This window comes from Acinetobacter sp. UBA2581 (assembly GCF_002339435.1).
Taxonomy (GTDB): Bacteria; Pseudomonadota; Gammaproteobacteria; order Pseudomonadales; family Moraxellaceae; genus Acinetobacter; species Acinetobacter variabilis.
The window spans coordinates 1-24,232 of sequence record NZ_DDLD01000033.1 but is presented as its reverse complement, the minus strand read 5'-3'; the positions used below and the strand labels follow the sequence as shown (position 1 = coordinate 24,232).

Annotated in this window: 20 protein-coding genes; 12 read left to right on the top strand and 8 right to left on the bottom strand. The window is 44.4% G+C overall.

What is annotated here, in order from left to right; all coding sequences use genetic code 11:
- Positions 1 to 148: 148 nt before the first annotated feature.
- The 3 genes from B3Q46_RS03825 to B3Q46_RS03815 all read left to right on the top strand — a co-directional run bounded on the left by B3Q46_RS03825 (position 149) and on the right by B3Q46_RS03815 (position 4,844).
- Positions 149 to 1,363 carry an MFS transporter gene (locus tag B3Q46_RS03825; RefSeq protein WP_286713572.1) on the top strand — a complete coding sequence of 405 codons (1,215 nt, stop codon included), beginning with the start codon at positions 149 to 151 and terminating at the stop codon, positions 1,361 to 1,363.
- A 143-nt stretch (positions 1,364 to 1,506) separates the two neighbouring features.
- On the top strand, positions 1,507 to 3,897 hold the full coding sequence (locus B3Q46_RS03820) for a YgiQ family radical SAM protein (RefSeq protein ID WP_286713574.1): 2,391 nt from the start codon (positions 1,507 to 1,509) through the stop codon (positions 3,895 to 3,897).
- 398 nt (positions 3,898 to 4,295) lie between these two features.
- The gene (locus B3Q46_RS03815) at positions 4,296 to 4,844 is read left to right on the top strand and encodes a DUF2726 domain-containing protein (protein ID WP_104426937.1); all 549 of its coding nucleotides are present in this window, start codon (positions 4,296 to 4,298) and stop codon (positions 4,842 to 4,844) included.
- 80 nt (positions 4,845 to 4,924) lie between these two features.
- Here the strand turns inward: B3Q46_RS03815 and B3Q46_RS03810 are convergent, their stop codons facing one another.
- The 5 genes from B3Q46_RS03810 to mdtD form a co-directional block, all read right to left on the bottom strand.
- A complete protein-coding gene (locus B3Q46_RS03810; RefSeq protein ID WP_286713570.1) occupies positions 4,925 to 5,281 on the bottom strand; it encodes a RidA family protein in 357 nt (118 codons plus the stop codon).
- Positions 5,282 to 5,285: 4 nt separating this feature from the next.
- Entirely contained in the window at positions 5,286 to 6,581 is a 1,296-nt protein-coding gene (gene shiA, locus B3Q46_RS03805) for a shikimate transporter (RefSeq protein ID WP_004787389.1), read from the bottom strand.
- A gap of 222 nt (positions 6,582 to 6,803) precedes the next feature.
- Positions 6,804 to 7,859, bottom strand: a complete 1,056-nt coding sequence (gene dinB / locus B3Q46_RS03800) for a DNA polymerase IV (protein ID WP_286713567.1) — start codon at positions 7,857 to 7,859, stop codon at positions 6,804 to 6,806.
- Between the two features lie 167 nt (positions 7,860 to 8,026).
- A complete protein-coding gene (locus tag B3Q46_RS03795; RefSeq protein ID WP_286713565.1) occupies positions 8,027 to 8,788 on the bottom strand; it encodes a GH25 family lysozyme in 762 nt (253 codons plus the stop codon).
- Between the two features lie 51 nt (positions 8,789 to 8,839).
- Positions 8,840 to 10,231 (bottom strand): multidrug transporter subunit MdtD, encoded by a 1,392-nt coding sequence (mdtD, locus tag B3Q46_RS03790; protein WP_286713563.1) that lies wholly within the window; start codon positions 10,229 to 10,231, stop codon positions 8,840 to 8,842.
- Positions 10,232 to 10,583: 352 nt separating this feature from the next.
- On the opposite strand from mdtD, the gene B3Q46_RS03785 reads away from it, so the two are divergent.
- Positions 10,584 to 11,549 (top strand): hypothetical protein, encoded by a 966-nt coding sequence (locus B3Q46_RS03785; RefSeq protein ID WP_286713561.1) that lies wholly within the window; start codon positions 10,584 to 10,586, stop codon positions 11,547 to 11,549.
- An 89-nt stretch (positions 11,550 to 11,638) separates the two neighbouring features.
- On the opposite strand, the gene B3Q46_RS03780 is transcribed toward B3Q46_RS03785, so the two are convergent.
- The gene (locus B3Q46_RS03780) at positions 11,639 to 12,259 is read right to left on the bottom strand and encodes a TIGR00730 family Rossman fold protein (RefSeq protein ID WP_004787380.1); all 621 of its coding nucleotides are present in this window, start codon (positions 12,257 to 12,259) and stop codon (positions 11,639 to 11,641) included.
- A gap of 323 nt (positions 12,260 to 12,582) precedes the next feature.
- On the opposite strand from B3Q46_RS03780, the gene B3Q46_RS03775 reads away from it, so the two are divergent.
- From B3Q46_RS03775 to B3Q46_RS03750, 6 genes are all read left to right on the top strand, one after another.
- Positions 12,583 to 14,163 carry a TerC family protein gene (locus B3Q46_RS03775; RefSeq protein ID WP_104426943.1) on the top strand — a complete coding sequence of 527 codons (1,581 nt, stop codon included), beginning with the start codon at positions 12,583 to 12,585 and terminating at the stop codon, positions 14,161 to 14,163.
- 75 nt (positions 14,164 to 14,238) lie between these two features.
- Positions 14,239 to 14,703 carry a YchJ family protein gene (locus B3Q46_RS03770; protein ID WP_286713558.1) on the top strand — a complete coding sequence of 155 codons (465 nt, stop codon included), beginning with the start codon at positions 14,239 to 14,241 and terminating at the stop codon, positions 14,701 to 14,703.
- Positions 14,704 to 14,764: 61 nt separating this feature from the next.
- A complete protein-coding gene (locus B3Q46_RS03765) occupies positions 14,765 to 15,409 on the top strand; it encodes a trimeric intracellular cation channel family protein (RefSeq protein ID WP_104426945.1) in 645 nt (214 codons plus the stop codon).
- A 131-nt stretch (positions 15,410 to 15,540) separates the two neighbouring features.
- Positions 15,541 to 16,860 (top strand): MFS transporter, encoded by a 1,320-nt coding sequence (locus B3Q46_RS03760; protein WP_286713555.1) that lies wholly within the window; start codon positions 15,541 to 15,543, stop codon positions 16,858 to 16,860.
- A 163-nt stretch (positions 16,861 to 17,023) separates the two neighbouring features.
- On the top strand, positions 17,024 to 19,243 hold the full coding sequence (gene parC / locus B3Q46_RS03755) for a DNA topoisomerase IV subunit A (protein WP_180159648.1): 2,220 nt from the start codon (positions 17,024 to 17,026) through the stop codon (positions 19,241 to 19,243).
- Positions 19,244 to 19,393: 150 nt separating this feature from the next.
- Positions 19,394 to 21,070, top strand: coding sequence for an AMP-binding protein (locus B3Q46_RS03750; protein ID WP_180025469.1), 1,677 nt, complete (start codon positions 19,394 to 19,396; stop codon positions 21,068 to 21,070).
- 35 nt (positions 21,071 to 21,105) lie between these two features.
- Here B3Q46_RS03750 and B3Q46_RS03745 read toward each other — a convergent pair whose 3' ends face one another.
- The gene (locus tag B3Q46_RS03745; protein WP_286713551.1) at positions 21,106 to 21,492 is read right to left on the bottom strand and encodes a hypothetical protein; all 387 of its coding nucleotides are present in this window, start codon (positions 21,490 to 21,492) and stop codon (positions 21,106 to 21,108) included.
- Positions 21,493 to 21,592: 100 nt separating this feature from the next.
- Here B3Q46_RS03745 and B3Q46_RS03740 point away from each other — a divergent pair, with 100 nt between their 5' ends.
- Together B3Q46_RS03740 and ppa are read left to right on the top strand one after the other, a co-directional pair.
- Entirely contained in the window at positions 21,593 to 21,991 is a 399-nt protein-coding gene (locus B3Q46_RS03740; protein ID WP_004787362.1) for an MAPEG family protein, read from the top strand.
- Between the two features lie 121 nt (positions 21,992 to 22,112).
- Positions 22,113 to 22,649, top strand: a complete 537-nt coding sequence (gene ppa, locus B3Q46_RS03735; RefSeq protein WP_286713548.1) for an inorganic diphosphatase — start codon at positions 22,113 to 22,115, stop codon at positions 22,647 to 22,649.
- Positions 22,650 to 22,749: 100 nt separating this feature from the next.
- Here ppa and B3Q46_RS03730 read toward each other — a convergent pair whose 3' ends face one another.
- A complete protein-coding gene (locus B3Q46_RS03730) occupies positions 22,750 to 24,087 on the bottom strand; it encodes an OprD family outer membrane porin (RefSeq protein ID WP_034169790.1) in 1,338 nt (445 codons plus the stop codon).
- Positions 24,088 to 24,232 lie beyond the last annotated feature (145 nt).

The following is a 24,232-nucleotide window of genomic DNA, read 5'->3' as shown; positions in this document are numbered from 1 at the left end:
ATTATTCCAAAAGCCCTCTGCATAAGCAGGGGGCTTTTTTTATGGGAAAGATTTAGTCAAATAAATGTTATTTATGTGCTATTTCGACTAAAATATCACATAAAAATAAACTTGAGAGGCGTATACTGAACCGGTCTAAGGAGCGGATATGTCCTCAAATTCATCTTCAAGCCATATCGCATATGGTTCATCTGCTTTTAAAGCTATCTTATTCTCCTTATTTCTGGCGGGTTTTGCGATTTTCTCATCGCTGTATTGTGTCCAGCCCATGATGCCGATTCTGGCAGACTATTTTCATATTTCTCCGACACAAAGCAGTTTTCCGCTTTCATTCTCTACGATTGCACTAGCTGTTGGCTTGATCTTTACTGGTCTGATTTCAGACCGTTTTGGCCGTAAGCCGATTATGGTCTGGTCTTTATTTTCAGTTTCAGTCTTGCTGTTACTCAGTGCTTTACTGCCGATCTGGTCGATATTTCTGGCAACACGAGTGCTAATAGGTCTCACAGTCAGTGGCGTAGCGGCAGTGGCAATGACCTATATCGGAGAGGAAGTGGCAGAGCAGGATGTGGGCTTTGCCATGGGACTATATATTTCCGGGACTGCGATTGGTGGTATGAGTGGTCGATTGATTGCTGGAACATTGGTCGATTTTATTCCCTGGCAATCCGCGACTTTGATTATTGGATTGCTGAATCTATGTATCGCGACAACTTTTTATTTTCTATTGCCGAAGTCCAGGCATTTTAAAGCTTATCCAATACAATTCAGTCGTTTTATCAGAGCATTTCAGCAAAATCTGAGTGATCCTAAATTAAGAATTCTGTTTTTACAGGGCTTTATTCTGATGGGGGGCTTTGTCTCGGTATTTAACTATCTGAGTTATCGTTTGATTCAACCACCATTTGAACTGTCTCATGTCTGGATAGGGTTGATTTCGATTACTTATCTGGCCGGAATTTATAGCTCTCCACGAGCCGCAGCTTGGAGCAGAAAGTTTGGACGTTATAAGGTGCTTGCCGCCATGCTTTGTACCATGCTGTTCGGCTTAGCCTTAATGTTGATTGATAACTTGGCTTTGGTTTTTATTGGTTTGCTGATTTTTACCTTTTCCTTTTTTGCGGCTCATTCAACTGCCAGTAGCTGGGTATCGGTGCAATCCTTACAGTATCGTGCGGTAGGTTCGTCCCTTTATTTGTTCTGTTACTACCTCGGTTCAAGCTTACTTGGAAGTTCAAGTGGACTAGTCTGGGAAAATGCCGGATGGTTAGGACTAAGTGTATTTATCGCTATTATTTTAGGATTAGGCTTGCTGATGGCACAGCGTTTAAAACCTATAAATGATTCTTCAAAATCAGGATAAGTATATATTCCTAATAAAGGTCTTAAAGCTGTTTTTGTATAAATTATAATCAAGCAACCTAAGCTGAATTCATGCTAAAATACTCGGCTTTCATCTTTGATCTATTTTCTGATCTTCCATCTGCCAGCCGAGAATTGCTAGCCATGTCTACTGCTTATACCGCTCAGACTGCGCCTAAAGCGTTGTTTGATTACGACAAATATTGGGCGTCATGTTTTGAACCCGCGCCTTTTTTGCCGATGTCACGCGAGGAAATGGACCAACTCGGTTGGGACAGCTGTGACTTTATTTTTGTCTGCGGTGATGCCTATATTGACCATCCGTCATTTGTGACCGGGATCATTGGACGTGTGCTCGAAGCACAAGGTTTCCGCGTCGGGATTATTGCCCAGCCAGACTGGACCAATGTAGAAGCCTTCCGTGTACTCGGTAAGCCGAATATTGCCTGGGGTGTTTCTGCCGGTAATATGGACTCGATGATTAACCGTTATACGGCAGATCGTAAGATTCGTTCAGATGATGCTTACTCACCAGATAACCAGCCGAATAAACGTCCAGACCGTGCCGCAACAGTCTATTGCCAACGTTGTCGTGAAGCTTTCCCGGACGTGCCGGTATTGTTAGGTGGGATTGAAGGTTCATTGCGTCGTATCGCGCATTATGACTATTGGTCAGATAAAGTTCGTCGTTCGATTCTGATGGATTCAAAAGCAGATCTGTTGATGTACGGTAATGGCGAACGCTCGATCATTGAAATCATGCATCGTCTGGCCAAGGGTGAAAAGATTCATCAGATTACCGATGTCCGTGGTACTGCATTCATTATTAATAAACATAACCGAGCTGCGAAAGCCCAGTTTGTCGAAATTGCATCTAATGATGTCGATACTATTGGCCGTGTCGATCCGATCATCAACCCGTATGTAATGAGCGAAGATATTGACGGCTGTGAAATCGAAAAAGATAAAGGCAACAGCTTAAGCCAATACCAGAATTTCCAGAAAGAAATCGTAGCGAATCCAATCGTGCGTGAAGGGGATAACCTGGACCCAGATACGCAAATCGTGCAGCTACAACCGGCATCTAAAGCGATTAAACATAAATTACCACCACGTGAATTAGCAGTGATTCGTTTGCCTTCTTTTGAAGAAGTGGCAAATGATCCTGTGCTGTATGCGCATGCGAACCGTATTCTGCATCTGGAAACTAACCCAGGTAACGCGCGTGCACTGGTACAAAAACATGGTGAACGTGATGTGTGGATCAATCCACCACCGATTCCATTAACTACCGAAGAAATGGATTATGTGTTCGACCTGCCTTATGCACGTCTGCCGCATCCATCCTATGGTAATGCACGCTTTCCGGCCTTTGACATGATCAAGTTCTCGGTGAACATCATGCGTGGCTGTTTCGGTGGCTGTACTTTCTGTTCGATCACCGAGCATGAAGGCCGTATCATCCAGAACCGTTCTGAAGAATCAATCCTGCGTGAAGTAGAAAAAATTCGTGATACCGCGCCCGGCTTTACTGGCATTATCTCGGATTTAGGTGGCCCAACAGCCAACATGTACCGTTTGGCATGTAAAGATCCTGAGATTGAGAAGAATTGTCGTAAGCCGTCTTGTGTGTTCCCGGGTGTGTGTCAAAATCTGCATACCGACCATGCACCGTTGACTCAGTTGTATCGTAAGGCACGTGCTTTACCGGGTATTAAAAAGATTCTGATCGGTTCTGGTCTGCGTTATGACCTTGCTGTATTGAATCCGGAATACGTTAGAGAGTTGGTCACCCATCACGTCGGCGGTTATCTGAAGATTGCGCCAGAGCATACAGAGAAAGGTCCATTATCGAAGATGATGAAACCGGGCATCGGAACGTATGATCGCTTCAAACAGATGTTTGACCGTTTCAGTAAGGAAGCCGGTAAGGAACAGTATCTGATTCCTTACTTCATCGCGGCGCATCCGGGTACCACCGATTACGACATGATGAATTTGGCGATCTGGTTGAAAAAGAATGGTTTCCGTGCCGATCAGGTACAGACTTTCTATCCGTCACCGATGGCGACTGCAACCACCATGTACTACACCGGTAAAAACCCGCTGGCGAAAGTCGCGCGTTATACTGAAGATGTGGACATCGTGAAAGGTGAAAAGCGTCGTCGCCTGCATAAAGCTTTCTTGCGTTACCATGATCCAAACAACTGGCCTTTATTACGTGAAGCCTTGAAGGAAATGGGGCGTCAGGACTTGATTGGTAACTCGAAGCAACATCTGATTCCAACCTATCAACCTGCAGGTACAGATGGGCAATACCAGTCTGCACGTAAGAAGAACTCGACGGTTGCGGGCGATTCACAGAAACGTACCGGTAACCCAAGTAATAGAGGCCAAGCTCAGAATAATCGTCCAAAAAAAGGCCAGATTCTGACCCAGCATACCGGTCTGCCACCGCGTGAAACCGGTGATGCGAAAAAGCCATTCGGTGGCCCTAAACCGAAAGGAAAATCAAAGCCAAAATCACGTGCTTGATTAAGCTGATAAAAAAGACACTTCGGTGTCTTTTTTTATGGTCAGACTTTATTGATGCAGCTTTCGGGTTCTCAATTAAAATGTAAAATATTTTATTTTTAGTCGATTTAAATTTTTGAAAAATGATATAAAAATAACACTTTGTCGGAATTGTCTTACAGTTCAACCGATTTATATTGCGATCTATCAGGAGACTATTTTACAGTCGCGTATAAGGATTTAACCCTAATTTCTATTGAAATAGCAAAAAGCGGTTTTTAAGTAACCGGCAATCAAGTTTTGCTACGAATTGTATTGGTCTCTACACAGAATGGTAGCAGGGCAATTTTAAAAATAGTATGGGTTTATACTGGATAACAATAAAACAAGAATGATTATAAGAATGCAAGGATTGAGTCATGACCACCTATATGATTATAGGGAGTTTCTTGGTGTTCTGTGTCGTGCTCATGGCATGGAAGCAGCTAAGAAATAGCCCTAAACCGCAAGACAGTGCCTTAAAACAGCGCGCTATTTTTAATCCAAATGAACAACTGACGTTTACACGCCTGAAAGAAGTGTTGCCAGATTATATTGTACTGGCCCATGTTTCTTATGACGCACTACTTACTACTAAATTTGGCCGTACCCGGCACAAGTATCGTGATCTGATTGCAGATTTTGTGATTCTGGATCAGCAATACCAGATTGTTGCCATTGTAGCCGTCGATGATCCGGTGATTTTAAAACGTCCACAGCAGGCACAATTTCAGGATGCCTTGTTGACTATGGCCGGTTATCGGGTCATTCGCTATGAAGATGTACCGGAATATTATCAGTTACGAGGAGATTTCCTGCGTGAGCAGGAGCATTCCAGTAAAGACCAGAGATTTACTGCTGTGAATGATCTCAAAAAATATCATCTCTATTCAGATCTGGAACGACGTAAAGTCAAAGCATTAAGCTGATAGAACCTAAATGAAAAAAGTATGCCAAGTGCATACTTTTTTCTATTTTAGATGAGTAGCAATTAGGCCTGAATAGAAGTCTATTCAGTTTTGACGGCTACGACAGTCAGTTCCACTAACACGCGTGGATCATACAGTTTAGCTTCGACACAGGTGCGGGGCAGGGCTTGAATATCCGATACCCAGGCATCCCAGACTTCATTAAACGCTACATAATCTTTTTCAATATCTTTGAGATAAATCGTCACAGACATGATCTGGCTTTTATCGGTACCGGCATCCGCCAGGAACTGATCGATAATATCCAGTGTCTGCTGGGTTTGACCTTTGATATCCAGATCCAGATCTGTCGCCAGCTGGCCGGCAAGATGAACCAGATTGCCGGCAATGGCGATCTCAGAAAAGCGTTGTGAAACATGCAAACGTTGAACAGACATCAGCTTAATCCTTGGTTTTTGGCATCAAGGCTGCGACTAATGCGGTCAATAGGCAGCCTATCGCAAGATAGATGGCTACATAATGCCATGAACCATCACCCCAAATCACTAAGGAGGCTGCAATCATTGGGGTAAAACCACCGCCAATAATACTGGCGACCTGATAACCGACTCCGGCACCGCTATAGCGGTATTCCGTACCAAATAGCGAGGTAAAAATCGGTTGATGCACGCTGACCACCATGTCATGCGCGACATTGGCCAGTAGAATGGCGCCAACAATAATCATCCAGGTATTTTGTGCATCCAGTGCCATAAAGAACGGAAAGGCAGACAGTGCACCGATCAGGCCACCCCAGACACACATAGTTTTATGCTGAATTTTATCGGAGAGCCAGGCAAAGAAAGGAATACTGAAACAGCTGATCGCACCAACCATCAGGGTAATATTCAGGAAGAATTGTTTATCCATGCCCAAGTTGTTAGTGGAATAGTTCAGGGCAAAGTTGGTGACCAGATACATGGTCAGCAGTTCGGTCAAACGTAAGGCAATAATATAAAAGAAAGCTTTCGGATGTTTGCTGATTGCCTGCAAGATCGGCAGTTTTTCTGGATGATGATCTGCCTTAATCACTTTCTCTACGAATTCTTGGGATTCATCCTGATCACGGCGAATCCACATCGCAATTCCGATCAGCACGATACTGGCAATAAATGGAATACGCCACGCCCATTCAGCAAAAGCCTCTTCACCCAGTGTAGCAATAATAAGGGATACTGCGCCCGTTGCCAGTACCAGACCTACGCCATAGCCGACCTGAACGCCACTGCTATAAAAGGCTTTTTTCCCTTTAGGGGCATTTTCCACCGCCATCAGGGCAGCACCACCCCATTCACCGCCGACTGCAAAGCCTTGAATGGCACGCAGTGTCACCAGTAAAACCGGTGCCCACCAGCCAATAGCTTCGAAATTAGGTAAAAAACCAATCCCGACGGTAGAAATCCCCATCAGGACCACAGTCAGAACCAGCATTTTCTTGCGGCCGAGCTTGTCGCCGAAATGACCAAATACCACACCGCCTAGAGGGCGAAACAGAAAGCCAACACCAAAGGTCGCTAGTGCCGCCAAGGTGCCCATATTGGCCCCAATACTTGGGAAAAACTGGTCTTTAAAAATTAAGGCTGCAACAATGCCGTAAAGGAGAAAATCATACCAATCGACAACAGCACCAACAAAACTGGATAACGCCGCTTTACGCGCGCGCCGTTCTTGAATAACAGAAGAATTTACAGAGGACATGCAGGGAGGGATTCCATGAGATACATCAGAGTTGCCCTGTAATATTCGGATTTGATCGTCACGCCAATCACAGGACAGTATGCTGAAAGTAAAGGTGATTTTCAGCATCTCAGCACATACATGGATAATGCATTGCGCAGATAGAGTACTCCAAAAATTCAAAATGTAAAAACAAAGTTGCTGTATTTTTAAACTAACGTCTAATACTTGTACAAAATAGGCCTAAAGCAGCAGCAATTGCGTTTCTGTTTCACGTGCAGCGAGCTGATAAACGCTAAGTCCAATCAGCCGAAATTGCAGTTGAGGAGTAATATGCATCTCTTGAAGCAATAAATGTAAAGCCTGCTCCAGTTCTTGCGGGCTACGCAGCAGCTGGCTGAAACTTTTACTATGCTGCATGGTCTGAAAATTTTTCATTCTCAGTTTCACAGTAACCCCGCGGGCAGAGAGCTGCTTTTTTTCCAGACTCTGCCAGAGCTGGGCAATTAATGGCTGCCAGTAAGGTTGGCATTGCGGTAAATATAAATCATCATCGAAAGTCGTTTCCTTGGAAATCTGCTGGCGTTCCCGTTCAGCTTCAACTGGCCGATCATCAATGCCCTGAGCATAGAGAAACAGACGCCGTCCATATTTGCCAAAATGCTGAATCAGGATCGCTTCTTCAATCTGCTGTAAATCTCCCAAGGTTTCCAGATTCAAACTTTTTAGTTTTTCTTGAGTGACTTTACCTACACCGGGAATTTTCTTGAGTGGAAGATCCTGAATAAAACGCTGTACTTGTGAAGGTTTGATAACACAGATTCCATTCGGCTTATGCCAGTCGGAGGCGATTTTAGCGAGAAACTTATTCGGCGCCACGCCGGCAGAAGCGGTTAGTCCGGTAACTTGAAAAATATCTTCACGAATGCGCATTGCCACTTCAGTGGCACTTGGAATCTGCTGTAAATTTTCGGTGACATCCAGATAAGCTTCATCTAGTGAAAGCGGTTCGATGACCTTAGTATAAATTTGAAAAATTTGGTGAATCTGCGCAGAGACCTGACGGTATTTGGCAAAATCCGGTTCAATCACGATGACCTGAGGACAGAGTTTACGTGCTTGGGTCATCGGCATGGCAGAACGCAGTCCGAACTCGCGGGCCGGATAGGAGGCAGCCGCCACTACTGCCCGCGGATGATGCGAGGCAATCACCACAGGCAGAGCGTTCAGCTCCGGACGCTCACGCAGCTCGACCGAGGCGTAGAAGGCATCCATATCGATATGAATAATTTTGCGCATATCCAGTATCTTAAGTGGCTTTAGCTGGATTGGGAAGAGACCGGATTGACAAGTAAATAGGCTAAAGCATTATTCAATACGAAGCATATCCTGCCTAAATGATTCAATATCCATTTCATGGTTGAATCAGGGAGAAATTGGGTTTATTTTTTGGCCGGAGGCTTGGGCTAATCTTGGGTGGGAATACTGTTCTGCTGTAAAAATTTGATCCAGTCCTGCTCCGAGCCATAAAATACATTCAGATCCACAGTACGGGCAATGCCGGGAATTTCACCCTGACTACTATGCTGCCAGAAGGTCCATTTAGGCTGACCCTTTAAATCTGGCAAACCCTGGTATTCACGTACCCAGAGCGGTACGTCAGCAAACTCTCCCGCCAGCACAATGTTATAAAAAGATTTCGACACATAGAAGATCGGCTGCTTGCCATAATGGTGTTTTAAGGCATCATGCATGATCCGGATTTCTTTGAGCAGCTGCTTTTTGGAGTAGTGATTGATGCATTTGCTGTCATATTCCAGATCCATGACAGGGGGCAGGGCATCCATTTTACGCGGAACCGACTCTATAAAATTCTGAGCCTGAATATTGCCATCGCGGCAAAGCCGGTAAAAATGATAAGCACCGACCAGAAAGCCCTGTTCGCGGGCCTGCAGCCAGTATTCCTGAAACTTGGTATCTTTAAAATCACCGCCTTCTGTGGATTTTAAATAGACAAATTTATATTTCTGTTTTGGTATTTTCTTCCAGTCTATTTCTTTCTGATGATGAGAAACATCGAAACCATGAATCGGATAATCTGCTGCATGCGCTGACGGCTGTTTGAAAACCAGCAGATAAAGCACAGTCGTCACCACAAGTGTAATCAGCAGCCCGACTGCAATCACTGAGTATTTTTTCCAGTTGCTAGAGGTGGGAGCTGCTTTCATTGTGAATAATGGCCTGATTTACGGATATTCATATCGAGTATATATTCTGCCCTAGACTGGCGTGTTTTTGGGGATATGCCAGAAAATATAGGCAGCAATAATGTTAATACAGCCCAGGCAGAGCAGCGAAACGTGGAAGGCATTGTCCAGCTGTTCTAGGCCGAAGTAGGCACTAAACATATTGACTAGCGTACCTGCCAGTGCCACCCCGATACTCATTGACAGCATCATGATCATCGACAGGAAACTGTTGCCGCTGCTGGCATCCTGCTGGCTTAAATCTTTTAAAGTCAGCGTATTCATTGAGACAAATTGCAGCGAATTCAGAATCCCGAACACAAAGAAATGAATGGCTCTTAGCCAGATTGGGGTTTCCGCCGTAGTTAAGGCAAAACTGGCGATACACAGACCGACCAGCAAAGTATTGATCAACAAGACTCTACGATAACCGAAACGCTGAATGATTTTGCGGATAATCGGCTTAGATGCTAAAGAACCGAGTACCGTTGGAATCATCAGTAAACCGGTAATAAAAGGTTCAAAACCAAAAGCGACCTGCAACATTAAAGGCAACAAAAATGGAATCGAGTTGCCGCCGAGCCGGGCAAAGAAATTACCTAGAATGCCAATCGAATAAATCTTATTTTTAAATAATTTACTGCGAAAAAGTGCATTTAGATGAGTATGCGAGTGGTAGGCGTAGATGAGTGAGGCAATCAGGCCACTTCCGACCAGACTTAAGCTCCACCACAGGGGATATTGTGGATTGGCAAAGTTTTCAATCCCCAGACACAAACCAATCATCGCAATGACCAGCAGAATAAAACCGCCAAAATCAAAACGCTGTACCGTCGGTTCAGTGATATTCGGCATAGCTTTAAAGGTGATCAACGCGCCAAGCAGGCCAATTGGCAGATTGATCAGGAAAATCCAGTGCCAGGATAGATACTCCACCATCCAGCCACCTAAGGTCGGACCGATCAGAGGACCCATCAATCCAGCCAGACTCATCAGGCTCATGGCGGACAAAAACTGGGTACGAGGAATGATTTTCAGCATGGCCAGTCGTCCGACTGGAAGCAGCAAAGCACCACCAATACCTTGAAATACCCGATAAACCAGCAGTTCATTCAGATTCTCAGACCAGGCACAGCCCAGTGAGGCCAGAGCAAAAATAATGATCGCTGCAAAATAGATATTTCGAACCCCAAAGCGATCTGCCAGCCAGCCACTCAAGGGAATGCAGGCTGCTACTGAAAGTACATAGGCCACCACCACACTATGCATCCGTAACGGATCTTCCTGCAGATTACTGGCAATCGCAGGTAAGGCCGTATTGATAATCGTGGTATCGAGGCCCTGCATGAAAAAGCCAATCGACACCAGCAAGACCAGCAGTCTGAATTCAGGTTGTAGGGATTGATGCGTAGGCGTGACATTCATGGATTTAAAAAATCATCTATTTTGAATAGTTTAAAGAAATATATGCAGCAGTGTGACTGAAATAAAAACGATTGTGAATAGGAGTCGTGTAGACAAAATGCTAATGAATTCACAGCCTGATTTCAGTTATTGAAGAGAAAGGGTAAAAGATATATTTCTATACTGCGAACATCTCAAACTTATACGGATTCATAAATAGGTCATTTTTGGAACACTTCAAGCTTCTTTGTAAAGAGCAGGCTACAAAAAAATATGACAGAAATGTCATGAAAATGAAATAAAACCGTCATAATCTGGGGCAAACTTCCAGAACTGCTGTACTGGGAACTGTCTAGTAAAAGGTTTTGTACTTATGACCATCGAGATTCTGATGGTAGTTGGCTTCTGTCTGGCCGCCTATTCCATCGTGGGGAATGATGTTCCGCAAACATTAGGAACATTTATTTCATCGAACTCACATCGCCCATGGTGGGTACTCTGGATTTACATCAGTACTATTCTGGTTGTGGTGTTAATTTATGGCTGGTTTGCTTCTGGAGTAGGGGATGCCTCTTATGGACGTCTGGAAACCATTCCTTTCCCTGAAGGTGGGGTCACCTGGCTATATGTGGTACCGCCTCTTTTACTGATTATTTTGACTAAATATGGTATTCCGGTGAGTACTACTTTCTTGGTGCTCACGATCTTCTCCCCGAGCAGTCTGGGTTCCATGCTGACCAAGTCAATGATGGGCTACGCCGTCGCTTTCTTTGTGGCGATTGTGATCTATCGTCTGGTCATGAAAAAACTCGCGGTCTATTTCAGTGAAACCCGTGATCAGCAACACTCCCCAATGTGGATGGCCTTGCAATGGTTATCTACGGCATTTCTGTGGAGCCAGTGGCTAATCCAGGATCTGGCCAATATCTTTGTGTATGTGCCGCGTCAGGTGCCGTTTGAGTTCCTGATCTTTGCCATTTCTGTCTTTGTCATCCTGCTGGGCATGATTCTTTACCAACGTGGTGGAGCTATCCAGAATATTGTCGATACCAAGACTGGGGTCACCGATGTCCGTTCTGCTACGATTATCGACTTTATCTATGCGCTGATTCTGCTGGTGTTCAAAGAGTGGAGTAACATCCCGATGAGTACCACTTGGGTATTCTTGGGGTTACTGGCTGGTCGTGAATTTGCGATTTCGATGCTGGTGACTGAAGTCAACAAGCACCGTACTTCACGTAATGTCAGCAAAGATGCGATGAAACTGATGTTTGGCCTAGCCATTAGTGTGTTCCTGGCGACGACTTTGCCTTGGTTCTATCACATGATTTCAGGTTAATGTCTTTGCATGTATAAATGAAAAAAGCGAGCATCAAGCTCGCTTTTTTATGGCTTTAAAAAATTGTTATCTAAAGCAGACGAGAAAATTTAAACCACAAAACGTTGCGGAGCATCCAGATTCAGCAAGGTGGTATAAATCTGATCTGCATGCTCACAGACAATCAGTTTAGCCCGATGCTGGGGCGGCAAGAATCCTTCCTGCACGGCAAGATCAAGCTGGGCAATCAGTGGATTATAAAAACCATTGACGTTATACAGCATCATCGGTTTTTGATGCTGGTTCAGCTGACCCCAGGTCGCAATTTCCAGAATTTCTTCAAAAGTGCCCAAACCACCCGGCAAGGCGACAAAGGCACAGGCCCGGTCTGCCATCATGGCCTTACGCTGATGCATGCTGGTGACGATATGCAGTTCTGTTAGCTGAGGATGAGCAATCTCATAATCCAGCATAAATTCCGGAATCACGCCCACCGCTTCACCGCCATGTTGAATCATGGTGTCTGCCACCTGACCCATCAGACCAATACTGGCGCCGCCATAGACCAGACCAAAACCATGTTCGGCCAGACCTTGAGAAAGTTGAATCGCTTTTTCCAGATAAATCGGTTTGTTGCCGGCACGAGAGCCACAGTATAAAGCCACTAGCGGGCGTGTTGTTTTTGGGGAGTTATCATTAAAATAATCGGTCATTTTCATTACACTTTGCATTTATTTTTTTCACCTTATCATTTTTTTATCTACTTACTATAACTTAGTTAACAAATATGACAATTCCATGAGTCGGCCTCATTTTAGGACAAAATATTTCATTCAAATTCATCCATAATCCCGGATGAAAACAGGTGAATTTCATGCTGTTCTTGATATACTGAAAGTCTGTCTTACTACAATAGAACTCACATGGGTAGTCGAAGTTGGCGCTTTAATTTAATAAAACGTCACATTATCAAGTCTTTAATTAAAGTCGGGTATCAACCTGTATCTCATCATGCAAATACTTGCCTTTCTCCTCGGTTAGAGGAGCAGATGCGATGATTTTTGAATGGATGTCAGATCCCTCTGCCTGGATTGGCTTACTCACACTGATTGTTCTTGAAATTGTACTCGGGATCGATAACCTGGTCTTTATTGCAATTCTGGCTGAAAAACTTCCACCCGAACAGCGTAATGCGGCGCGTATTACCGGTCTGGGTTTAGCGCTGTTAATGCGACTGGTGTTACTGGCATCGATTGCCTGGGTCGTAACGCTTACCGAACCGCTATTCCATATCTTTGAGCATCCATTTTCAGGACGCGACCTGATCTTATTATTCGGTGGTGTGTTCCTGCTGTTTAAGGGCACCATGGAGCTGCATGAGCGTCTGGAAGCCAAACCTGTAACCAAGGAAGAAAATCCGGTTCAGGCGGTGTTCTGGATGGTGATTGTGCAGATCGTGGTACTGGACGCCGTGTTCTCGCTCGACAGCGTGATTACTGCAGTTGGCATGGTTAAAGACCTGTCTGTGATGATGATCGCGGTGATTATCGCAGTCGGTATCATGTTGTGGGCCTCTAAAGCGCTGATGGATTTCGTCAACAAGCACCCGACAGTAGTGATTCTCTGTCTGGGCTTCCTGATGATGATTGGTTTCTCGCTGGTGGTTGAAGGCTTCGGTTTCCATATTCCAAAAGGCTATCTATATGCCGCGATTGGTTTCTCGGTAATTGTCGAGTTCATTAACCAGACCATGAAACGCAATCAGGAAAAAATGGTCACCACGACTGATATGCGTTACCGTACTGCGTCTGCCGTAATGCGTATGCTGGGCGGGAAACCGGCTCAGGACAATGATTCTTCTGAACCGGAAGATGTACTGGCGACTCGTGCCTTTGCTGATGAAGTCTTTGATGATGATGAAAGTGGGGTCTACCATAGCGTTATGGTGCAGGGCGTACTAGGTCTATCAGAACGCCCAGTGAAGTCGGTGATGACACCACGTCCTGAACTGGAATGGATTGATCTGGAAGATGATCATGCCAGTATCAAAGAGCAGTTATTGCATATGAGCCATTCACGCCTGATTGTGGCGCGTGGTGAACTGGACAATATTGCCGGTGTGGTATTGACCCATAAAGTTCTGAACGAATACATCGAAACAGGCATTTTAGACTTCGAAAAGCATCTGCGTGAACCAGTGATTGTGCATGAAAATGCTCAGGTCTTAATGGTGATGGATCAGTTGCGTCAGGCACCGCTACAAATGGCACTGGTATTGAATGAATATGGTTCCATTGAAGGGGTGGCGACACCGATTGATGTATTGGAAGCGATTGCCGGTGAATTCCCGGATGAAGATCAGCTAGAAGCAGCCGTAGAGAGCCTGGAAGATGGCAGCCTGATTTTGGATGGTTCAACTGATATTCGCCATGTGTCACTGCTTCTGGATCGTGATCTGGTCAATGAAACTGAAGAATACTCGACATTGTCGGGTTATATCCTGTTCCATCTGGGGCGCTTGCCGGAAAATGGCGAAAAGCTCGAAGCAGATGATTATATCTTTGAGGTGGTTACTATGGACGGCCACAAGATTGATAAGGTGCATATTATTGCCCCAGCGAACCGGAAAGACTAATTCAACGCCCGAAGGGCAAAGCTAAAATTTTGCTAAAATAGCCCGCATTGTCGGGCTATTTTTTATGGAATCAATATGTCAGAAGCATGTCCATGTGGACGAGGTGAATACGCAAGCTGTTGCCAGCCACTGCATCAGGGGCAGCAATTTGCCCAAAGCGCCGAGCAATTAATGCGCTCGCGGTATAGTGCCTTTGCCAAGCATGAAATTGATTATATCCAGCAGACTACTGCCCGTGGACAGCAGAAGGCTTTGGACATGCCAGCCATTGCTGAATGGAGCCGAAGTAATCAATGGCTAAAGCTGGAAATCGTGCAGGCGAATGAAAAACTGGACAAGACCCATGCGCTGGTCGAGTTCAAAGCACATTATCACAATGGCAAGCAGGCCCAGATTCATCATGAAATTTCACATTTTGTGAAGTTCGAGAATCGCTGGTACTTTCTGGATCCAACGACAGATCAACAGCTTACAATGAAACAGCTGTGCATCTGTGGCTCCGGGAAAAAATTTAAGCAATGTTGTGCGCATTTTTTATAATTTTCACATAGATTTAGCTTAGAATAGCCGCCATCTCAAAGCCTCAGGTGGAAGCAGGGCGATGTTACTGACCGTCATCTATATTATTGCAATTACCGCTGAAGCCATGACCGGAGCCTTGTCTGCCGGTCGGCGTAGTATGGACTGGTTCGGGGTTACGATTATTGCCTGTGTCACGGCGCTCGGTGGTGGCTCGGTACGTGATGTACTGCTTGGCCATTATCCCTTGACTTGGGTCAAACACCCGGAATATCTGGTGCTGACTTGTTGTGCCGCCTTTATCACCATCCTGATTGCCAAATGGATGCGTCATTTACGCAATATCTTCCTGGTACTGGATGCTTTGGGCCTCATCGGCTTTACCATCATTGGCTGTCAGATTGCACTGGAAATGGGGCATGGCTTTGTAGTCAGTGCGGTCGCCGGGGTTCTGACCGGAGTATCGGGCGGTATTTTACGTGACATTTTATGTAATGATGTGCCTTTAGTCTTCCGCCGTGAACTGTATGCCAGTATTTCCTTTGTTGCAGTCATCTTCTACTGGCTCTGCAGCAATTTCGGTCTGTCACTCGAATTGACCATTATTTCCACCCTGATTTTTGGCTTTAGTTTGCGTTTGATTGCAATCTATTTCGGTCTGGAAATGCCGAAGTTTATCTATAAGGATGATGACGAACAGTCTGCTTCATCCAAAGACGAATCTTGATATGAATTATGGTAACTGTGGGAGGGAAAACTTCCCGCAGGTGTACGCATTCGTAGTATAAAAAAATAAAAAATCAAACCTCCTGTTGGGACAGCAGCATCTCCCGTTTCACCTGATCAGAGATTTTTGTTATGGATTTAGTTTCTCGGATACAGCGCTTGCCGATCGGCAAGTTCCACTACACTCTTTTATGTGTGATTGGTCTTGGCTGGATGTTTGATGCCATGGATACGGGATTGATTTCCTTTATTCTGGCGAAAATGGCTGAAGACTGGCAGATGACCGCTGACCAGAAAAGCTGGGTAGTTTCGATCGGTTTTATCGGTATGGCGATTGGGGCGATTTTCTCAGGTGGACTGGCGGATCGCTGGGGACGTAAAACGGTATTTGCCAGTACGCTGGTGATTTATAGTCTGGCGACTGCTGCCTGTGCCTTTGCGCCGAATCTGACCTGGTTACTGGTATTCCGTTTTATTGTCGGTCTGGGATTAGGGGGGCAGTTGCCGGTTGCGGTGACGCTGGTCAGTGAATATATCCCGGCACGGGTACGTGGTCGTTTCATTGTGCTGCTGGAAAGTTTCTGGGGCTTGGGCTGGCTGGTGGCTGCACTGGTGTCACGTTTTGTGATTCCTGATTTTGGCTGGCAAGCTGCATTCATGATTGGCGGGATACCGGCACTGTATGCCATCGTAATCTGGAAACTGGTGCCTGAGTCGGTGCCGTATCTGATCAATCGTGGCCGGGTAGATGAAGCGCAGGCTCTGGTCAAAAAGATTGAGCGCAAATGCGGCGTCGAAGTCATGGAAATCTTTGAAGTTAAACCCGTGGCTGCCAAGCAGAATATCTCGTTTACCCAGCTCTGGAGTGGTATTTTTGCCCGCCGCACCTTGATGCTGTGGCTAATCTGGTTTGGGATCGTTTTCTCCTACTATGGTATTTTTACCTGGTTACCAAGCCTTCTGGTCAAGGAAGGCTATACCATCGTGCAGTCTTTTGAATACGTCCTAGTTATGATTCTGGCGCAATTGCCGGGTTATATTGCGGCAGCATGGCTGGTCGAAAAACTCGGTCGTAAGGCAACTTTAGCTGGCTTTATTGGCATGTGTGCCATCTCTGCTTATTTCTTTGGCCAGTCTGGTAGTGTCACCGAGATCATGATCTGGGGTTGTCTGATGTCCTTCTTTAATCTGGGGGCATGGGGCGTTCTTTATACCTATACACCAGAACAGTATCCAACCAATATCCGTGCTTTTGGTTCAGGCTGGGCCGGTGCAATTGGCCGTATTGGCGGGATTGCTGCACCTTTTGCCGTAACCCATTTGATGGGGATGCCAAGTGGTTTCAGTTACGTCTTTACCATGTTTACTGCGGTGCTGATTGCAGTGGCTATAGTCATTTTAGTCCTGGGTGAAGAGACCAAGGGCAAGACGCTAGAATCCATGGGTTTATAAGGTTGGTGATTTTTTAGTTGCTCAGCTGCTATAAAGTGGATATTTTTAGCCCATAAGACACGATTTGTCGCGCTGTGTAGTTTACTGCCCTTGTGCAGCACACAGCCGCGACTTAGCATAAGAAACATTGATACAAAAACGAATTTTAGGATTATAGGTTGTTATGACAAGCCTTGCGCATCATGCGACAGAAAACCGTTCCGTAGCCGAATTTACCGAACAAGCTTATTTAAATTATGCCATGTACGTGATCATGGATCGTGCATTGCCACATATCAGTGACGGTTTGAAACCGGTACAGCGCCGTATTGTCTATGCCATGAGTGAACTGGGCCTGAAATGGACCAGCAAACCGAAAAAATCGGCACGTACTGTCGGGGATGTACTGGGTAAATACCATCCACATGGTGACTCGGCTTGTTATGAAGCCATGGTCCTGATGGCGCAGCCATTCAGTTATCGCTATCCATTTATTGAAGGACAGGGCAACTGGGGGTCACCGGATGATCCTAAATCCTTTGCAGCGATGCGTTATACTGAAGCCAAGCTATCGCAATATAGTGAACTGCTTTTATCCGAACTAGGACAGGGTACCTGTGACTGGCAGGATAACTTTGATGGTTCGATGAAAGAACCGATCAACTTGCCGGCACGTGTTCCCAATATCCTGTTAAATGGTACCACCGGGATTGCTGTGGGGATGGCGACCGATATTCCACCGCACAACTTGCGCGAAGTGGTGAAAGGTACTATCGCCCTGATCCGTAATCCGAACCTGACCGATGCCAAAATGGCAGAATACATTCCGGGACCGGATTTACCGACCAAAGCAGAAATCATCACGCCACCATCAGAGCTGCTTAAAATTCAGACGACAGGTCGTGGCAGCTATCGCATGCGTGCGGTATATACCATTGATAAAAATGAAATCGTGATTACTGAATTGCCGTATCAGGTATCCGGTTCAAAAATCATCAGCCAGATCGCGGATCAGATGCAGGCAAAAAAGCTGCCATTGGTCACTGATGTTCGTGATGAATCGGATCATGAGAATCCAACACGTTTAGTGGTGGTACTGCGTTCGAACCGTATTGATGCGGAAGCGGTAATGAGCCACCTATTTGCGACCACTGATCTCGAATCCAGCTATCGCGTCAATATGAACATGATTGGCGCGGATGGCCGTCCACAGGTGAAATCGATTCGTCGTATTCTACTGGAATGGATCGAAATCCGTAAGACTACTGTTACTCGCCGTCTGCAATATCATCTGAACAAGATCGAAAAACGCTTGCATATTCTCAGCGGTTTGATCATTGCCTACTTAAATATTGATGAAGTCATTCGGATTATTCGTGAGGAAGATCAGCCTAAACCGGTGTTGATGGAACGTTTTGGTATTGATGAGATTCAGGCCGAAGCCATTTTAGAACTCAAGCTGCGTCATCTGGCCAAGCTTGAAGAAATGGAATTGCGCCGTGAACAGGAGGAGCTGGAAGCTAAAGCTGCCGTGATTCGTGAACAGCTGGCTAATCCAGAATCTTTAAAAACCTTGATCATCAATGAATTAAAAGAAGATGCCAAGAAATTTGGGGATGATCGCCGTTCTCCAATCGTACAACGTGCCGAAGCCGCTGCAATTGATGAAACTGAAATGCTGCCAGCGGATCCTGTAACGGTAGTATTGTCTGAAGCAGGCTGGATTCGCTGTGCCAAAGGTCATGAAGTGGATGCTGAAAATCTGAATTTCCGTGCGGGCGATCAGTATCTCAGTCATGCCCAAGGTAAGTCTAATCAACGCGTTTATGTATTAGACGATAGTGGCCGTAGCTATGGCTTGCCAATCAATAGCCTGCCATCGGCACGAGGACTTGGTGAACCATTGAGTTCAAAACTGTCTCCGGCAAGTGGGGTAGGCTTCAAGCAGGTGTTGGTCGCTGAAGATGATGCGGAAATCCTGGCAGTCAGCAGTAAAGGTTATGGATTTAAAACCCAGGCCAAGCAGCTGGATACCAATGCCAAAGCAGGTAAGGCTTTCTTGAATCTATCTGAAGGTGCACAGGTCATGAACCTGCAACCGCTGGAAGACGCAACTCATGTTGCACTACTCAGTTCAGCTGGCCGTCTACTGGTTGTTGATCTGTCGGAATTACCTGTACTCAATAAAGGTAAAGGTAATAAATTGATACAACTTGAAGATAAAGATCAAATTTTATCCATGACAATATTGAAACTTGATGAAATAATTCAAGTGCTTGCAGGACAGCAACAATTAAAACTTAAAGGGGATGACCTGCAAAAATATATTGGGAAACGAGGCTCTAAAGGAACCCTGTTACCACGTGGATATCAAAAAGCAAATAAACTGTTGATTCAAAGATAATACTAGCATCCATGAATCGAAATACGTTATATATGAGTAACGATTCGACAAATGGATGCAATGTTGCACATATACAAGTCTAAAAAATGACGTGCAGCATTGAAAAAAACAGTTGAACTACTAAGGATTATGATTGGAGAGATTGGCATTATGGAAAAGATTTGGTTCGCTGAATACCAAAAAACAGGGATTCCAGAAACTGTAGAATTACCAGCAGAAAATACATCTCTGGTTGATATTTTTGAACGCAATTTCCAAAAATTTGGCTCACGTGATGCCTTTATCTTTATGGATAAGACTTTAACGTTCAATGAGTTGGAAGAAGCTAGTCGTAAATTCGCAGCATATTTACAAAGTTTGGGTTTGGCAAAAGGCACACGTGTTGCCGTAATGATGCCAAACGTTCTTCAGTATCCAGTCGTAGCATTGGGGGTGTTCCGCGCTGGTTTAGTACTGGTGAATGTAAATCCACTGTATACATCACGTGAGCTTGAGCATCAGTTAAAAGATTCTGGCGCTGAAGTTCTGGTCATTATTGAGAATTTTGCAAGCGTTTATCAGTCAATTATTGGCAAAACACCTGTGAAGCACGTCGTGGTTGCTTCTGTGGGTGACATGCTGGGTGCTTTAAAAGGTACTTTGGTGAACTTTGTATTACGTTCAGTACGTAAGCAGATTCCGGCATGGGATATTCCAGGTCACATCAAGTTCAATGCAGCCCTGAATAAAGTTAACCCAAGCAACTATAAACGCCCTGAATTGACTTTAAGTGATACTGCTGTACTTCAGTACACAGGTGGTACTACAGGTGTTTCTAAAGGTGCTGAACTGACCCATCGTAACCTGGTTGCTAACCTGTTGCAGTGTGACGGTATCTTCCAGAGCAAATTCGGTGCGCAAGATGGCCAGCCAGATGACCGTATTTTCTGTGCTTTACCGCTTTATCACATCTTTGCTTTCATGGTCTGTGCACTTTACGGCATGTATAAAGGTCAGGCGAACGTTCTGATTCCTAACCCGCGTGATCTGCCTGCGGTGATGAAAGAATTACGCAAATACCAGCCAACATTCTTCCCTGCTGTGAACACGCTGTTTAATGCGCTTGTAAACAACGAAGAGTTCAAGCAACTGGATCATAGCCGTTTAAAAATGGCGATGGGCGGTGGTATGGCTGTTCTGCCTTCTACTGCAGAAGCTTGGAAGAAAATTACTGGCACTAACATCATTGAAGGTTATGGCCTGTCTGAAACTTCTCCAGTAGCAACTGCGAACCCACCAGCATCTGAAGCATTTAGCGGTACGATTGGTATTCCGTTACCTTTGACTGAAGTTGCAATTCTGGATGATGACGGTAATGAGGTTGCACTCGGTGAGCAGGGTGAAATCTCAATCCGTGGTCCTCAAGTGATGAAAGGCTATTGGAACCGTCCGGATGAAACCGATAAAGTGATGGTAAATGGCTTCTTCCGTACTGGTGATATCGGTGTTATGGATTCACGTGGTTATATCAAAATCGTTGACCGTAAGAAAGACATGATTCTGGTCTCTGGTTTCAACGTTTATCCTTCTGAAATTGAAGAAGTCGTTGCGAAACATCCAAAAGTACTGGAAGTGGCTGCAATTGGTGTACCAGATGAAAAATCAGGTGAAGTGCCAAAACTGTTTGTGGTGAAGAAAGATCCTTCATTGACGACTGAAGAAGTTCTGGCATTTGCGAAAGAAAACCTGACCGGTTATAAACGCCCACGTTATGTGGAATTTATGGATGAATTACCGAAATCTAACGTAGGCAAAATTCTGCGTAAAGACCTACGTAAGACTGCATAAATCCTGCAATAAAAAAAGCGCCTAAGGGCGCTTTTTTAATTCTCTTTTTTCATTAGCCAGCGGTCAAAGTAAGGACGTCCTACCCCGATTACACCCAAGAAAATAAACATGGTGCCAAACTGGCGGTTAAATCCTCTCAAATTAAAACTGCCATAACTGAGAATATTATCTATCAGACAATAAATGATGATCGCGACTAACCAATGCCAGATCGGCATACGTTTGATGCCCACGGCATAGAAGGCAATCCATAAGATGGCAAAGGTGAAGAGGGGAGACCAGATATTCATATTGGCACAAATGACGGCCATCAGAAATGCAACAATCGGTAATACGATTTTTAATACGCGATCCACTTGACGTTGATGCTGGCGCTGTTTCTCGAGGACATCGAACATTTCATTTTGATCAGGGCTGACCATAGTGAATCCTTAATCATTTATAAAAACACTCTATTTAACAAAATTTATTCACGAAACGCCATGCTATGATAGACATAAAAATTCTCAAGAGAAAAATCAGATGCATAGCATTAGTGGGGTTATCTATCTCATTTTGGCAGCTTGTCTTTTACCTTATGTTTTTACCTTGATTGCGAAAAAATCGGCAGGGTTTCGTGCAAAAGACAATCAGAATCCGCGGGCATTTTTAGAAAAGTCTACAGGCCTGGCCAGTCGTGCCAATGCCGCCCAGCAGAACAGCTTTGAAAGCTTACCGCTCTTTATCGCCTCGATTCTGATGGCAGAATATATGGTCGTTTCACAAAGTCTGGTGATGACCTTTGGGATTGCCTATCTGGTTTTTCGGGTCATCTATGGGATCTGTTATCTGGCGAACTGGTCGACCTTACGTTCAATTGTCTGGCTGTTATCCTTATTATGTCCAATAACCTTACTGCTGTTAATTATCAAGATCTCTTAAGCCAAAAATAAAGGCAGGCCGAGATATTTACAGTTCGGTATTTTAAAATCAAAAAAAATCTGTAAAAACCGTTATAATTGTCGCGGTTTTTAAAAGATATAACTTGTTAAAGAGTGATGCTATGAGCTACAGCAATATCCCAGCGGGTAAAGATGCGCCAAACGACATCTATGTCATTATCGAAATTCCTGCAAATGCAGCACCAATCAAATATGAAATCGATAAAGATTCTGATGCATTGTTTGTAGACCGTTTCATGGGTACAGCAATGTTCTACCCAGCAAACTATGGTTATGTACCAAATACACTTTCTCTAGATGGCGACCCTCTAGACGTATTGGTGGTAACTCCACATCCAGTAGAGCCAGGTTCTGTAATTCGTTGCCGTCCTGTTGGTAAACTGAACATGGAAGATGACGGTGGTGTTGATGCGAAACTGGTTGCAGTTCCACACGACAAACTGACTCCGATCTACAAAGATGTTCAAGAATATACTGATCTTCCTCCATTACTGATTAGCCAAATCGAACACTTCTTCCAGCACTACAAAGACTTGGAACCAGGTAAATGGGTTAAGTTAAGTGGTTGGGAAGGTGCTGATGTTGCAAAACAGGAAGTACTTAGCTCAATTGCAGCTTATGCAGAAGAAAATAAATAATTCATTTGCTTTTCAGTTTGAGTCTTTAACTTTTTAAAGCTTAAACAAAAAAACCTGCACAATGTGCAGGTTTTTTATTATGGCTTGAAATTCGGGTGAATTAGAATAATTTCACAGGAATGTCTAACCAGATACGCCATTCGTTGGTGTCACCAATGTAGTTAGATTGGTAATCATTGCTTGCACGGTAGTAAGAGTGACGTAAACGCAAGCTCGCATCTTTAGCAAAACCAGATTGAACAGTGTATTTCACCTGGTTAAAGAATTCACGTTCTTGTGCATCATTAGTCACTAACTGAGAACGATCTGGACTACCTGCTACATCAATATCCCAACCATATACAAATGCTGAAGTCCAAGATAGACCAGGAACATTTACAGCACCGAAGTCAAATGTGTATTGAAGTTGTGCTGATTTTTCATTATTACCAATGAAGTCAGACAGGTATGAGTTTGGTAGATAAATCGTTTGATGACCATCACCTACACCGCGACCCAAACCATAGTCATAGCCTGTGTTACCAGTATTTTGTTGGTAAGCCACCATGACATTGTGCGGACCAGTATTGTAAGTGGTAGAAATAGCCCAAATATTGTTGCTTAAGTTACTTAAGTCATTTGTGGTATGAGAATAAGTATATGCACCACCGTCAGCTTTTTTATCCCACTCGGTATGATAGCCACTAAAATCGTGAGTTAAAGTGCCGCCATTGGCTACTGCATAGCTATAGTTCGCATTTACATAATGACGGTCTAAACGGTCTTTAATATCTGTACCATAGTAAGAAGCGTTTAAAGCATCACTAAATTTATATTTCGCACCCCAAACAACAGCACGATCCAGCTCGTTACCATCAGAGTTGATTTGGTCTGAATATTGGTTTTTAGTAAATTTACCAGCTGTTAATGACAGGTTGTCAATTTCATTACTCGTCACTAATACGCCTTCAAAGTATTCAGGAACGAGACGTGCAGTATTTGATGCCAATACAGGAAGATCTAAAACTTGGGTACCATATACAGCAGTGGTATTAGATACACGAGCTTTCACATAAGCGCCGCCACGTGCCCAATGGTCATAGGAATCAACATGACCATTCTCATCTTTTGCTCCATTATTATGGAGAGGAATCATGCCGTTACCAGCATGCGCATTTTCCCCAAGCTTGAATGATGCATCACCGATGATCCCGGCACCAAAGCCGACCACACCTTGAGTAAAACCTGAATCCAGTTTCACGATTGCAGTCTGTGCAGCTGAACTTGTATCTGCTACGCCATTTTTCTTATCACGAGATAAATAACCAGTACGGAAAAGTACAGATCCTTCTGCATCTTCTACAAAACCTTTAGACTCACTTTGCTCGCTAGCAAAAGCGGTTGAGATCAATGCAGCCTGAATCAAAACTGCCAATGTTAATTTTTTTGTGTTTTGCATTGGGAGAGAGCCTTATACAAATTGATGGAAATTTTTAGGAATTGTATAAGATTCGCTGAATAAATGTCATTTTTATTTACGATACTCCACTAAAGTCGAGGGATTTTTTTAATCTAATGTGAATAATATAGGACTTACGCACTAT

What these genes read in the sequence shown, in the direction of transcription:
- B3Q46_RS03775 (WP_104426943.1), top strand. Translation starts at nt 12,583, where the DNA reads ATGATTTTTGAATGGATGTCAGATCCCTCTGCCTGGATTGGCTTACTC.
- parC (WP_180159648.1), top strand. Translation starts at nt 17,024, where the DNA reads ATGACAAGCCTTGCGCATCATGCGACAGAAAACCGTTCCGTAGCCGAA.
- B3Q46_RS03760 (WP_286713555.1), top strand. Translation starts at nt 15,541, where the DNA reads ATGGATTTAGTTTCTCGGATACAGCGCTTGCCGATCGGCAAGTTCCAC.
- mdtD (WP_286713563.1), bottom strand. Translation starts at nt 10,231, where the DNA reads ATGAATGTCACGCCTACGCATCAATCCCTACAACCTGAATTCAGACTG.
- B3Q46_RS03785 (WP_286713561.1), top strand. Translation starts at nt 10,584, where the DNA reads ATGACCATCGAGATTCTGATGGTAGTTGGCTTCTGTCTGGCCGCCTAT.
- shiA (WP_004787389.1), bottom strand. Translation starts at nt 6,581, where the DNA reads ATGTCCTCTGTAAATTCTTCTGTTATTCAAGAACGGCGCGCGCGTAAA.
- B3Q46_RS03780 (WP_004787380.1), bottom strand. Translation starts at nt 12,259, where the DNA reads ATGCAAAGTGTAATGAAAATGACCGATTATTTTAATGATAACTCCCCA.
- B3Q46_RS03795 (WP_286713565.1), bottom strand. Translation starts at nt 8,788, where the DNA reads ATGAAAGCAGCTCCCACCTCTAGCAACTGGAAAAAATACTCAGTGATT.
- B3Q46_RS03820 (WP_286713574.1), top strand. Translation starts at nt 1,507, where the DNA reads ATGTCTACTGCTTATACCGCTCAGACTGCGCCTAAAGCGTTGTTTGAT.
- B3Q46_RS03730 (WP_034169790.1), bottom strand. Translation starts at nt 24,087, where the DNA reads ATGCAAAACACAAAAAAATTAACATTGGCAGTTTTGATTCAGGCTGCA.
- B3Q46_RS03740 (WP_004787362.1), top strand. Translation starts at nt 21,593, where the DNA reads ATGCATAGCATTAGTGGGGTTATCTATCTCATTTTGGCAGCTTGTCTT.
- B3Q46_RS03745 (WP_286713551.1), bottom strand. Translation starts at nt 21,492, where the DNA reads ATGGTCAGCCCTGATCAAAATGAAATGTTCGATGTCCTCGAGAAACAG.
- B3Q46_RS03750 (WP_180025469.1), top strand. Translation starts at nt 19,394, where the DNA reads ATGGAAAAGATTTGGTTCGCTGAATACCAAAAAACAGGGATTCCAGAA.
- ppa (WP_286713548.1), top strand. Translation starts at nt 22,113, where the DNA reads ATGAGCTACAGCAATATCCCAGCGGGTAAAGATGCGCCAAACGACATC.
- B3Q46_RS03825 (WP_286713572.1), top strand. Translation starts at nt 149, where the DNA reads ATGTCCTCAAATTCATCTTCAAGCCATATCGCATATGGTTCATCTGCT.
- B3Q46_RS03810 (WP_286713570.1), bottom strand. Translation starts at nt 5,281, where the DNA reads ATGTCTGTTCAACGTTTGCATGTTTCACAACGCTTTTCTGAGATCGCC.
- B3Q46_RS03815 (WP_104426937.1), top strand. Translation starts at nt 4,296, where the DNA reads ATGACCACCTATATGATTATAGGGAGTTTCTTGGTGTTCTGTGTCGTG.
- dinB (WP_286713567.1), bottom strand. Translation starts at nt 7,859, where the DNA reads ATGCGCAAAATTATTCATATCGATATGGATGCCTTCTACGCCTCGGTC.
- B3Q46_RS03770 (WP_286713558.1), top strand. Translation starts at nt 14,239, where the DNA reads ATGTCAGAAGCATGTCCATGTGGACGAGGTGAATACGCAAGCTGTTGC.
- B3Q46_RS03765 (WP_104426945.1), top strand. Translation starts at nt 14,765, where the DNA reads ATGTTACTGACCGTCATCTATATTATTGCAATTACCGCTGAAGCCATG.